Source organism: Streptomyces sp. MNU76 (assembly GCF_020982545.1).
Lineage (GTDB): Bacteria > Actinomycetota > Actinomycetes > Streptomycetales > Streptomycetaceae > Streptomyces.
This window is the reverse complement of the sequence record NZ_JAJKLK010000021.1, coordinates 134,289-146,445: the sequence shown is the minus strand read 5'-3', so window position 1 is coordinate 146,445 and position 12,157 is coordinate 134,289. Positions and strand designations below refer to the sequence as shown.

The following is a 12,157-nucleotide window of genomic DNA, read 5'->3' as shown; positions in this document are numbered from 1 at the left end:
GCGACGACATCCCAGGCCAGGATCCCTTCACGGCCGGCTCACGTACGAAGTCGGGGGCCGTCGCGTCCGACGGCCCCCGTTCCGGGTGATCAGCAGCAGGTGGTGGTCTCGGTGTCGAGCTCCGCCCAGGAGTGCACCGGGTACCGGACGTCGACGTGGCGGAGGGTGCTCGAGGCGCCCCAGTCAGCCCCGGAAGTCCGCCGGGCGTTCCGGGGATGCCTCGGTCAGGGCCTTGGCCACTGCTTCGGCTCCGGCCCGGAGGCCGTAGACGGGGGTGTCGGGCTGCTGGCGCCAGGAGTCGTCGAGGCCGCCCGCGTCGACGGTGTCGAAGCCGAGTTCGTCGATGAGGGAGCGGACCTTCTCCTTGGCCGCCTCGTCGTCGCCGGCGACGGGGAGGGCCATGCGGTCGGGGTCGCCGGCCGGGAGGGGGCGGTCGAGGATGTCCTGGGCGTAGGTGCCGTTGAAGGCCTTGATGACGGGGTGGCCCAGGTGCCGCTCGGTCCAGCGGCTCTCGGTGAGACCGTCGTCCTCGATGGCGGCGATCCTGCCGTCGCGCTGCCTCGGGTAGTAGTTGTTGGTGTCGATGACGGCGACACCGTCCGCGGCCTCGTCGAAAAGGCCGGACGGCAGGTCCGGGACGGCCTTCAGGGGGACCGTGACCACCACGACCTCGGCGCCGCGTGCCGTCTCCGCCACCACGACCGGGGTCGCGCCCGTCTCCTCGGCCAGCGCGGTGAGGGTGTGCGGTCCTCGGGAGTTGGCGACGGAGACGTCGTGACCGAGGGCGGTGAGCCGCCGGGTGAGGTTGCCGCCGATGTTGCCCGCGCCGATGATGCCGATCTTCATGTCAGGCCGCCCTTGTGATCGTGGGGAGGGAGAGGTCCCAGGGACCCCTAGCTTTTCATGCATGCGCATGCATTGCCGGGTTCAACCCTGCCCCTGCCCGCGCTATTCCCCACCCCGGCATGACGAAGGGGCACCCTCCGTCGCAGGTGACGGAGGGCACCCCTCGGCCGCTCGGCTCACTTGTCCAGGTGGGCCCAGAACTCGTCGAACGACAGGAGCTTGTCGCCGTTGAGGTCGCGGGTGCGGATGATGACCTCCGCCACCGACTCGGTGACGTTCCAGTCGCCTTCCTGGGCCAGGGCGGTCTTGAACTCGGCGGCGGTGATGAACCCGTCCCCGTCCGCGTCGATCCGCTGGAACTCCTTGCGCGCTGCCTCGATGTCCGCCACCGATCCGCCCCTTCTTGGTGCTCTGCCTCTTCCGGGCAGTCCTGCCGACAGTCCTACTGACGCAGGTCAGATTAACCGGACGCCCGAGCACGCAGTGCGGCGACCACCCACGCGAACTCCTCGGCGTGCGCCGACAGCGGCTCCACGCCCCGTACCAGCGCCGCCAGCTCCCGGAATCGGGCCGGCTCGGCGTGGGCCGCCGACATGACGCGTTCCAGCAGGACGGCCCGGTCGGCGTCGCCGAGCAGCCCGGCGAGCACCTCGTCGGCGGCGGACGAGGCCGGGTCGACGCCGACCCTCAGCGCCTCCCCCGCCAGCTGCACCAGGCGGCTCATGAGCCACAGGGACGTGCCCGCCGCCACCTCCGGCCCCCGGTCCGCCGCGTTGAACTCGACGGTCTGCCGCATCCGCGCCCGGAACCCCGGGTCCTGGAGCATCTCCGCCAATTCCACCCAGGCGTCCACCTGCTCGGGCGTGGGGTCCTCCGGCAGGTCCGCGAGGCTGAACCGCAGCCGGGTGCGGATGTCGGGGTCGGCGGTGTCGAGCCCCCCGAAGGTCTCCTCCATGAAGTCGTCGATGATCCGCCCCCGTTCGGCGGCGGACAGCCGGGCCAGTCTGTTCATCAGCGTCATCTCCTCCGCGGTCGAACCGCGTCGCGCCACGGTCGACAGCACCGCCCGGGTCACCTTCAAGGCTCGGATCTGCGCGTCCAGCGCGGCCACGTGCGCGGCAGCGACCTCCGCGACGGTCGTCTCGCCCTCGAGCACCCGCCGCACCTGGTCCAGGCCGAGGCCCAGTTCCCGCAGCGTGCGGACGAGTTCGAGCCGGGCGACGGACTCGGCGTCGTACAGCCGGTAACCGCCCGCACTCCGGGTGACCGGACGCAGAACGCCCTCGTCCGACCAGTAGCGGATGGTGCGCACGGACAGTCCGGAGCCGCGCGCGAGCTGCCCGAAGGTGAAAAGGCCGGTGCCGTTCTCGATCATGTCTGCGAGTGTGGGGCTTCCAGTGGGTGGAGGCTCAAGCGCGGGCGGGGAGTACGGCGATGGAGAGTCTGCGGGACATTCTGGACGCGGCGGCCGAGGGGGTCTTCCCGCCGGCGGACGGCGGTACGACCGTCGTCCCCCAGGACTCCCCCCGGGACGCGGGGGTCCTGTGCTTCACGGCGCACTCCGTCGTCTTCACGGACGAGGATCCGCGGTGGGTGCGCGAGCGCCTGGCGACGATGGAGTGCGACGCGCTGTCCGCGAGCATGAACCCCCGGTTCCTGGCGGTCCTCATGGAACGGACGGGCCGTACGGCCGAGACCATCGACGCGATGCTGGTCGCCCCGCCCCTGCCGGGCGAACCGCCGCTCCCGCTGCGCGAGATCCTGGACGCGGGCCACCCGCGCGTCATGTACGCGCGGCGGCGCCGTGACGACGTACGGGTGTGGGCGGTGGACGGCGGCGTCCTGACGACGGGCCGGGGGATCGCCGGGCGGCTGGAGGTCTCGGTCGAGGTGGCCGAGAGCGTACGGCAGCGGGGTCTCGGCCGGACGCTGGTGCGTGCCGCCCGCCATCTCGTCGACGAGCCGCTGTGGGCGCAGATCGCGCCGGGGAACGCCCGCAGCATGCGGGCGTTCCAGTCGGCGGGCTATCGGCCCGTGGGCTCGGAGATCCTGCTCATTCCCCGGTAGCCGCGCCGGGGGCTACGGCGTCGGCGTCGGCGTCAGTGCCAGGGCTCGTAGTGCGGGTTGCTCTCGCACTCGCTCATCTTCTCCGTCTTGGTCTTCTTGTCGACCGGGCAGACACCGACGATGAACTCCGTCCGGATACCGCCGGGGAAGGCGACCTCGACCTGGTCGACCCACTTGTGCTGGTCACCGATGGTCTTGTTGACGTCGACGCCGCCGGGGGCATCGATGTAGTAGTTGTAGCCGGACTTGTACCAGGTCTTGTAGAGGTCGTGGTCGTAGGTCGTGGAGACGTACGGCGAGGGCTGGTTGACCAGGACGTAGCTCTCGATGTCGTACTGCCCGTCGATGACGTCCTTGGGGTGGAAGCCCTGCTCGAAGACCACGGCCGGGCCCCTGCTGTCGCTGCGGTAGAGGGTGCCGCAGCTCTTGCGCCAGACCGGCTCGGGGGTGATGCGGGCGACGTCCACGCGGCGGTCGGCGGCAGCGTGCACCGGGTCCTCGAACTGAGGACAGGTGGGGGCGGCGGCCCTCGCGGAGGCAGCGGCGGGCTGCGAGGCGGGGCTCTGTGCCGGGGCGGTCGCGGCGGAGGTCGCGAGGACGGCGGAGAGGGACAGGACGACGGCGGCGGCCCGGCGCCGCGCACGAGAAGTGATCATGTCCAGCACGATCTCGGCTGCGCGGCGCCGGGCCGGGGACCGTCACTCGTATGGAGGCGTGTCAGCCCGCCCGGTTGTCATGTGTCACCGGAAGGTGCCGGTCGGGACCGGCGGCCCGCGAGTCTCCGGTAGTCACCGGAAGATGCCCGTGTGCCCGAGGGAGTAGCGGCCCGGCTGCGGGTAGACCGCGAGGCCGTGCGGGCCGCTGCCGACGGGGATGCGGGCGAGTTGCTCCCCGGTGCGGGTGTCGATGGCGTACACCTCGGAGTCGTAGCGGCCTGAGAGCCACAGGACCTTGCCGTCGGCGGAGACACCGCCCATGTCGGGGCTGCCGCCGTCGGGGAGGTGCCACTTCTTGGTGAGCTTGTTCTCGGTGAAGTCGAAGACGGACACGGTGCCTTCGCCCCGGTTGGAGACGTACATCTCGCGGGAGTCGCGGCCGACGTAGAGGCCGTGGGTGCCCTTGCCGGTGGGCAGCAGCTTCGGCTCCTCGAAGGTGTCGCCGTCCAGGACCCACATGCCGTGGGCCATCATGTCGGCGATGTAGAACCGCTTGCCGTCCGGTGAGATCTTCACGTCCTGCGGCATGGCTCCCTCGAACGGCAGCTTCTGCTGCCCGATCACCTTCATCTTCGCGGTGTCGACCTTGAGCAGTTCGCCGCTGAACTCGCAGGAGACGATGAAGTACGTGCCGTCGAGGGAGAAGTCGGCGTGGTTGACGCCGTAGCACGTGACCGGCTCGGTCTTGATCCGCTTCATGGTGTGCGGGTCGCGGAAGACGAGTTCACGGTCGAGGGAGGCCATGACGACGGCGTACTTGCCGTTGGGGGTGAAGTACAGGTTGTACGGGTCGTGCACCTCGACCGGCTTGCCCGCCTTGCCCGTCCTCGGGTCGATGGGGGTGAGGGTGTGGCCCCGGTTGTTGTTGACCCAGAGGGTCTTCAGGTCCCAGGACGGGACGACGTGCTGGGGCTGGCGGCCCACCGGGATGGTCTCGACGACCTCGTAGGTCTTCGGGTCGATGACGGTGACCGTGTCGGACTCGCTGTTGGGCACGTACACCCGGGAGGGGAAGTCCTTGACCACCGGGGAGAGCCGGTTCGGGCGGTCGGCGGCGTAGACGTCCCGGGGGTCCAGCACGGGCGGCATGCCGCGCAGGCCCCGGAGCGTCGTCCGCTGCTTCTTCCTCCGCTCGGCGGCCTCGGCTTCGGCGGCGGCCCGGTCGGCCCGGACACGTCGCTCCTGCTCGGTCGTCCCGGCGTCGGAGCCGCACGCGGCGACGGCGGCGAGGACGGCGGCCGCGAGGAGGGCGCGCCGCACGAGGTGGTGCTGCTTGGGATGGTTTTGTTTGAGGGGTGTTGCTTGAGGGGTGCGGGGGTGGTCACGCGACCTTTATAGGGAGGTTCACCATGAATGCCGGCGATTCGGCCGATCGACGGAGGTGCGTGGCGGCTGCCGCCGGGTGCGCGGCTCGACGGAGGTGCGCGCGGTGACGGGCCGACGGGCCCGTGATCCTGACCTGTCTACCGGTCCGCGACTCTCATCTCGAACCAGGTCGTCTTGCCCCGGGGAAGCAGATCGACCCCCCACCGGTCCGAGAGCTTGTCCACCAGGAACAGGCCCCGGCCGCTGAGGTCCATCTCCTGGACCGGCATCAGACAGGGCAGCCCCCGTGAGGGGTCGCGGACCTCGACGCGGATCCAGCCGGGCCGGCGGCGCATACGGAGTCCGAAGACGCGGGCGCCGGTGTGCCGTACGGCGTTGCCCACGAGTTCGGAGACGAGCAGGACCGCGTCCTCGGTCATCTTCGGCGACAGCCGCCACTGGCGCAGGACGACGACCTGGGCGAGCCGCCGCGCGGTGGCCGCGGACTCGGGACGGGACGGGAGCGGAACCTCTCCCTCGGTGGGATTGCCGAACAACTCCAGTGCCTTCTGCGCCCGTTCGTCCTCGATCGCAGGTGACCAACGCGCCGCGGTCGCACTCCCGTGCCGCCGCGGCTGTTCGATACCCTCCAGCCCCGCCATGCCCCCATCATGGCCGTCCTGAGCCCTCTTCGGGGCCGTTCCAGGGGAATACAACCCCCGGAACCAACCATTCCGGTGGTTTCGTTTGACATATGCCAGCGGCAGTAATCTGCTCGCCTCAGCCCGTTTGACCTGTGCGAACGACCTGAACTTCGGTCAGCCTCGGGCCTCTTGGGCGGGAATCCCTTAAGGCTGCCTTAAGGCTCGGATAAACCGCTCCTTCGGGGGACGCGGGTAATACACCGCGTCAACTGCAAGTCGATCAGCGGAACTTGTACGGCGGATTTCGGCCCGGGCCCGACCGTGCGCGGCGAGGCGCGCCGACCGCGCGCGCACGAGCCGTGACGACCCTGCGCGGCGAGGCACGGCCGACCCGCTCGCCAGGCGCGTCGGCCGTGCTCGCTCAAAGCGTGCCCGCCGTGCTTCCCCGGCCGTCAGACGAACTTCGCCTTGCCCGGGCCCTCCTCCACGAAGCTCCGCATTCCGCGTTCGCGGTCCTCGGTGGCGAACAGCCCGGAGAACCAGTTCCGCTCGATGGCCAGGCCGGTCTCCAGGTCGGTCTCCAGGCCCGCGTCGATCGACTCCTTGGCGGCCCGCAGCGCCATCGCCGGCCCGCGCGCCAGCCTGGCGGCCCACTCGTGCGCGGCGGAGTACACCTCGTCGGCCGGGACGACCCGGTCCACCAGACCGAGCGTCAGGGCCTCGTCCGCCTTGACCATCCGGCCGGTGAAGATCAGGTCCTTGGCCTTGGAGGGGCCCACGAGCCGGGACAGCCGCTGGGTGCCGCCCGCGCCCGGGATCACCCCGAGCAGGATCTCCGGCTGGCCGAGCTTCGCGTTCTCCCCGGCGATCCGGTAGTCCGCGCAGAGCGCCAGCTCGCAACCGCCGCCCAGGGCGTACCCGGTGACGGCCGCGACGACCGGCTTGGGGATGCGGGCCACGGCGCTGAAGGAGTCCTGGAGGGCACGGGACCGGGCGACCATCGCCGCGTGGTCCATGGCCTGCATCTCCTTGATGTCCGCGCCCGCCGCGAACACCTTCTCTCCTCCGTAGAGGACGACGGCGCGGACGTCGTCCCGTTCCGCCGCCTCCTCCGCGACTTCCTTGAGGCGGTCCTGGGCCGCGATGTCCAGGGCGTTCATCGGGGGGCGGTCGAGGCGGACGGTGCCCACGCCTTCGGCGACTTCGAGATGGACGGTCATGAAGGCAGGTTAACGGCCACTAACGGCAACGGCCCCGGTGCCGTGCATCACACCGGGGCCGTACTGCCGTACTGCCGTACTTCAGAGCCGTACTTCAGAGGTTCAAGCGGTGGCGCTCACGCCTTCCACTTGCTCCAGGACATGTTCCAGCCGTTGTAGCCGTTGTCCGGGTCGACGACGCGGTCGTTGGAGTTCTTGACGATCACCACGTCACCGACCATCGAGTTGTCGAAGAACCAGGCGCCCGGTGCCTTGCGGTCCCAGCCGCCGCGGGTGTCGCGCAGGCCGATGCAGCCGTGGCTGGCGTTGTAGTTGCCGAAGGCGCCGCCGCCCCAGTAGTTGCCGTGGATGAAGGTGCCGGAGGTGGTCAGCCGCATGGCGTCCGGCACGTCCTTGATGTCGTACTCGCCGCCGTAGCCGACGGTCTCGCCGTTCATCCGGGTCACGCGCAGGCGCTCGCTGATGACCATCTGGCCGTTCCAGGTCTCCATGCCGGGCTTGCCGGTGGTGACCGGGATGGTCTTGATGACCTTGCCTTCCCGCTCGACCTTCATGGTGAGCTTCTTGACGTCGACCGTGGAGACCTGGCTGCGGCCGATGGTGAAGGAGATCTTCTTGCTCTGCTCGCCGTAGACGCCGTCGCGGCCCTCGACGCCGTCGAGGTTGAGGTCGACGGTGACCTTGGTGCCGGCCTTCCAGTACTTCTCCGGGCGGAAGTCGATACGGTCGTTGCCGAACCAGTGGCCCTCGACGTCGACGGCCGGCTCGGTCTTGATGGTGATGGCCTTCTCGACGTCCTCGGGGGCGGTGATGCCCCGGGTGAAGCGAACCGAGAACGGCATGCCGACGCCGACCTTCGAGCCGTCCTCGGGGGTGAAGATGCCGACGAAGGTGTTCTTCGGGGTCAGGGTGGTGAAGGACGAGTCCTCGGCCGCCTCACGCCCCTCGGAGTCCTTCGCGACGGCGTGCACCTTGTACTCGGTGGCCGAGTTGAGGTGGATGGACGGCGTCCAGCTGGAGCCGTCCTTCGCTATCTCGCCGGCGATCTTCTCGCCCTTGTCGTTCTCGACCGTGACCTCGGACAGCCTGCCCTTGGCGGCGGTCACCTTGAGCGCGCCGCTGGTCGCCACGGCATCGGCGCCGTCCTTCGGGGCGATGGTGACGACCGCCTCCGAAGGCCCGGTGGCCGCCGCCTTGTCGGAGGCACTCTTGTCGGAGCCCTTCCCCTTCTCGCCGCCGGAGCCGGGTTCCGAGCCCCCGCCTCCGCCGCACGCGGTGACGGCGAGCAGCATCAGGACCGGCAGCACGGCCAGGGCCCCCTTGCGCCGCCGCGTCCGCGCGCCAACCGACGCCCCCGATATCGGTCGCCCGTTCAACTCTCTGGTCTCCCCTCGCACGGCCTGAGCAGGCCCGCACCCCTACGCGCAGCGTGCGCGTCCGCACGTACATTAACCGGATGATCGGAATGGATGGGTCTCGGTGAATGTCACCGTTCAGTCCCAACTTGGATGATCACGCGCGTCCCGCCTGCCGGCGCCGAGCCGGGTGCCATGTCGCCGCTATGTCGGTCTACTTCACCGCGGCACCCGCTTTCCATGCCTTCCACCCCATGTTCCATCCTCCGAGGCCATTGTCGGGAGCGACCGTTTTGTCATCGCTGTTCACGACCTCGACGACGTCCCCGACGAGGCTGCGGTCGAAGAACCACCCCGCGGGGGTGCCGGAATCGCCGCCCTTCACATCGCGCAGGCCCACACAGCCGTGGCTGACGTTGGCCCGGCCGAAGGCGTCCGGCGCCCAGTAGTTGCCGTGCAGGAAGGTGCCGGAGGTGGTCAGGCGCATGGCGTGCGGAACGTCCGGGATGTCGTACTCGCTCTTGCCGTTCGCCTTCCTGAAGCCCACGGTGGCCCCGTTCATCCGGGTCACCTCCAGCATCTCGGTGACGACCATCTTCCCGTTGTACGTCGTGGTCCTGGGCGCCCCGGCGGTGATGGGGAGGGTGGCGAGCACCCCGTCGCCGCGTTCCACGCGCATGGTGTGCCGGGCCGCGTCGACCACGCTGACCTGGTGGCGGCCGACGGTGAACGAGAACGTCCTGTCCTGCTGGCCGTAGACGCCGGGCGCGCCCTCGACGTCGCGCAGGCGCAGGGCGACGGTGACCCTGGTGCCGGGCCTCCAGTACCTCTCGGGGCGGAAGTCGAGGCGGCCCCCGCCGAACCAGTGCGGGCGGACCTCGACGGCCGGCTCGGCGGTCACCTCGACGGCGCGTTCCACGGCCGCGCGGTCCTCGATCACCCGGTTGAACTCCAGTGAGACGATCATCCCGGTGCCCACGGTGGCCCGGTTCTCGGGTGTGACGTACGCGATGAAGCGCTCGTCGGGGACGTGCGTGGTGAAGGTGACGTGCCGTGCCGAGCGCCGGCCGTGGCCGTCGAGGGCGACGGCGTCGACGGTGTACCGGGCGGCCAGCGCGAGCTTCCGTGAGCCGGTGGGGCGCCAGGTCAGTCCGTCGGCGGAGAGTTGTCCGGGGACGGGTGACTCCTGCGCGTCCTGGGACTTCACCACCTTGACGGACTCCAGGCGCCCGCTGGGCACCCGTACTTCGAAGCGCTGCTCCGGGCGCACGCCCTTGCTGCCGTCCTCCGGTGTGACCCGGATCGAGTCGTCGGGCGCCTTTGCGCTGGTGAGCGGCGGTCCGGCGGTGCAGCCGGCGACCCCGGCGAGCAGGCCGGCCCAGGTGAGCGCGGCGGCCAGGGCGGCCCCGGCGCGGCGCGCGTGCGTCTGTGCGTGGTTCACGTGCGGCCCAACGACGGCGCACGCCCCCGGGAAACGTGAGTGCGAGGCGTGCTCTGGGCAGAACCCTTGGGAGGACGACGCGATGGGGAGCGGTGACGGGACATCTCGCTCCCCTTCTCCGTCGCCCACCGAGCCGCGGGAGGCCTGAGGTGTCGAGCGCAGCCGAGCAGGACGAAGTACGGGGGACGCGGGGGGTGCCGGCCGCGCGTCCGGCCACCGTGCTGAACGGCGACCGGCGTGACGGGGCCGCGCCGGAGCCGAGGCCCGTGTGGCCGGGGGCGTCGACACCGCTGGGGGCGCGGTTCCGGGTGGGCCCCGACGGGGTCGCCGGCACCAACTTCGCGTTGTGGGCGGGCGGGGCGGAGTCCGTCGAGCTGTGTCTGTTCTCGGCGACGGGCGAGGAGACCCGGCTGAGGCTGACCGAGCTGACCCATGAGATCTGGCACGGCTTCGTACCGGGCGTCCTGCCGGGGCAGCGGTACGGCTATCGCGTGCACGGCCGCTGGGACCCGTGGACCGGCGCCCGCTGGAACCCCGCGAAGCTCCTCCTTGACCCGTACGCGCGTGCCGTGGACGGCGAGTTCAGCCTCCCTCCGGAGGTGTACGGGCACGTCCGGGACTGGCCCGAGCAGCATGTCGCCGACACGGTGCGCGACGAGAGGGACTCGGCACCGCACGTCCCGAAGGGCGTCGTCGTGCATGACGACGACGACTGGGCCGACGACCGCCGCCCGAAGACACCGTGGGCGGATTCGGTCATCTACGAGCTGCACGTCCGCGGCTTCACCATGACCCACCCCGGCATCCCGGAGGAACTGCGCGGCACGTACGCCGGGCTCGCGCACCCCGCCGCGATCGAGCACCTGGTGAAGCTGGGGGTGACGGCGGTGGAACTGCTGCCCGTGCACCAGTTCGCCCACGAGGACCATCTGCTGCGCCGGGGCATGCGCAACTACTGGGGCTACAACTCGATCGGCTACTTCGCCCCGCACGCGGCGTACGCCTCGTCGGGCACGACCGGGCAGCAGGTCGGGGAGTTCAAGCGGATGGTGCGGGCGCTGCACGCGGCCGGTATCGAGGTCGTCCTCGACGTGGTCTACAACCACACCGCCGAGGCCGACGAACGCGGCCCGAGCCTGTCGCTGCGCGGCATCGACAACCGGGGCTACTACCGCCTGCAGCACGACCCGCGGCGCTACGCGGACTACTCGGGCTGCGGCAACACCCTGCACGTGGTGCAGCCGCACGTGCTCCGTCTGATCACCGACTCCCTGCGCTACTGGGTGACGGAGATGGGCGTCGACGGCTTCCGCTTCGACCTCGCCGCCGCGCTCGCCCGCTCGATGCACGACGTCGACATGCTCTCCCCGTTCCTCGCGGTCATCGCCCAGGACCCGGTGCTGCGCCGGGTGAAGCTGATCGCCGAGCCGTGGGACGTGGGTTCGGGCGGCTACCAGGTCGGCGCCTTCCCGCCCCTGTGGACGGAGTGGAACGACCGCTACCGGGGCGCGGTCCGGGACTTCTGGCGGGGTGCGCTGCCGGACGTACGGGACCTCGGCTACCGGCTGTCGGGCTCCAGCGACCTGTACGCCTGGGGCGGCCGACGGCCCTACGCCTCCGTCAACTTCGTCACCGCCCACGACGGTTTCACCCTGCGCGACCTGGTGTCGTACGAGCGCAAGCACAACGAGGCGAACGGGGAGGGCAACCGGGACGGCTCGGACGACAACCGGTCCTGGAACTGCGGCGCCGAGGGGGAGACGGACGACGAACGCGTACGGGCGCTGCGGCGGCGCCAGTTGCGCAACCTCCTGACCACCCTGCTGCTCTCCACGGGTGTGCCGATGCTGGTCGCAGGCGACGAACTGGGCCGCACGCAGGGGGGCAACAACAACGCGTACTGCCAGGACAACGAGATCAGCTGGATCGACTGGAGCCTGCTGGAGGACCCCGCCTGGAAGGCCCTCTTCGACCTCACGTCCCGGCTGATCGCGCTGCGCCACGCGCACCCGGTCCTGCGCCGCCGCGCCTTCTTCTCCGGCCGCGCCCACTCGGCGGACGGGCTGCGCGACCTCGCCTGGTTCACCGCCCGCGGCACGGAGATGACCGAACGGGACTGGTACGCGCCGGCGGCGACGCTGGGCATGTATCTCTCGGGCCGGGACATCCCGGGCCGCGACGCGCGGGGGGCGCCCGTCCTGGACGACAGCTTCCTCACGGTCCTGCACGCCGGCGACCGTCCGGTGAGCTTCGTACTGCCCGGCACCCCGTGGGCCAGGCGCTACGAGGTGGTCGTCGACACGTCCCGGGAGGAACAGGGCGAGGGACCGGGGGTGCTGCACCGAGCGGGGGAGACGGTGACGGTACCGGCGCGCTGCGTACTGCTGCTACGGGTGGCCGACTGATCCTCCTTCGACCCCGCTCGCTTGTCGGTCGTCTGCGGGCCGGTGGGGCTTCTCGCGCAGTTCCCCGCGCCCCTTTCAGGGGCGCGGGGAACTGCGCGAACGGGGTCCGGGGCGGAGCCCCGAGTCTTTGACGCGGGGGTCGAAGGGGCGCGCAGCCT

General features: G+C 70.7%; 11 protein-coding genes. 2 read left to right on the top strand and 9 right to left on the bottom strand.

The genetic code is table 11. The annotated features are described in order from the left end of the window. Positions 1–183: 183 nt before the first annotated feature. The 3 genes from E4N62_RS33635 to E4N62_RS33625 all read right to left on the bottom strand — a co-directional run bounded on the left by E4N62_RS33635 (position 184) and on the right by E4N62_RS33625 (position 2,221). Positions 184–909, bottom strand: coding sequence for an NAD(P)-binding domain-containing protein (locus E4N62_RS33635; RefSeq protein WP_308186052.1), 726 nt, complete (start codon positions 907–909; stop codon positions 184–186). A 113-nt stretch (positions 910–1,022) separates the two neighbouring features. Beyond that, positions 1,023–1,235, bottom strand: coding sequence for an EF-hand domain-containing protein (locus E4N62_RS33630; RefSeq protein WP_013000557.1), 213 nt, complete (start codon positions 1,233–1,235; stop codon positions 1,023–1,025). Between the two features lie 71 nt (positions 1,236–1,306). Then, a complete protein-coding gene (locus E4N62_RS33625; RefSeq protein WP_230220535.1) occupies positions 1,307–2,221 on the bottom strand; it encodes a MerR family transcriptional regulator in 915 nt (304 codons plus the stop codon). A 59-nt stretch (positions 2,222–2,280) separates the two neighbouring features. On the opposite strand from E4N62_RS33625, the gene E4N62_RS33620 reads away from it, so the two are divergent. Further along, entirely contained in the window at positions 2,281–2,913 is a 633-nt protein-coding gene (locus tag E4N62_RS33620; protein WP_230220533.1) for a GNAT family N-acetyltransferase, read from the top strand. 32 nt (positions 2,914–2,945) lie between these two features. Here the strand turns inward: E4N62_RS33620 and E4N62_RS33615 are convergent, their stop codons facing one another. The 6 genes from E4N62_RS33615 to E4N62_RS33590 form a co-directional block, all read right to left on the bottom strand. Then, the gene (locus E4N62_RS33615) at positions 2,946–3,578 is read right to left on the bottom strand and encodes an ADP-ribosyltransferase (protein ID WP_308186003.1); all 633 of its coding nucleotides are present in this window, start codon (positions 3,576–3,578) and stop codon (positions 2,946–2,948) included. Positions 3,579–3,701: 123 nt separating this feature from the next. Next, positions 3,702–4,889 (bottom strand): YncE family protein, encoded by a 1,188-nt coding sequence (locus E4N62_RS33610; RefSeq protein ID WP_230220529.1) that lies wholly within the window; start codon positions 4,887–4,889, stop codon positions 3,702–3,704. A 203-nt stretch (positions 4,890–5,092) separates the two neighbouring features. Beyond that, positions 5,093–5,596 (bottom strand): ATP-binding protein, encoded by a 504-nt coding sequence (locus tag E4N62_RS33605; protein WP_230220527.1) that lies wholly within the window; start codon positions 5,594–5,596, stop codon positions 5,093–5,095. 434 nt (positions 5,597–6,030) lie between these two features. Then, a complete protein-coding gene (locus E4N62_RS33600) occupies positions 6,031–6,798 on the bottom strand; it encodes an enoyl-CoA hydratase/isomerase family protein (protein ID WP_230220525.1) in 768 nt (255 codons plus the stop codon). 116 nt (positions 6,799–6,914) lie between these two features. Further along, the gene (locus tag E4N62_RS33595) at positions 6,915–8,174 is read right to left on the bottom strand and encodes an Ig-like domain-containing protein (RefSeq protein ID WP_374117118.1); all 1,260 of its coding nucleotides are present in this window, start codon (positions 8,172–8,174) and stop codon (positions 6,915–6,917) included. Positions 8,175–8,367: 193 nt separating this feature from the next. After that, the gene (locus E4N62_RS33590; protein WP_230220523.1) at positions 8,368–9,594 is read right to left on the bottom strand and encodes an Ig-like domain-containing protein; all 1,227 of its coding nucleotides are present in this window, start codon (positions 9,592–9,594) and stop codon (positions 8,368–8,370) included. A 149-nt stretch (positions 9,595–9,743) separates the two neighbouring features. Here E4N62_RS33590 and glgX point away from each other — a divergent pair, with 149 nt between their 5' ends. Continuing rightward, entirely contained in the window at positions 9,744–11,999 is a 2,256-nt protein-coding gene (gene glgX, locus E4N62_RS33585) for a glycogen debranching protein GlgX (RefSeq protein WP_230220521.1), read from the top strand. Positions 12,000–12,157: the final 158 nt, after the last annotated feature.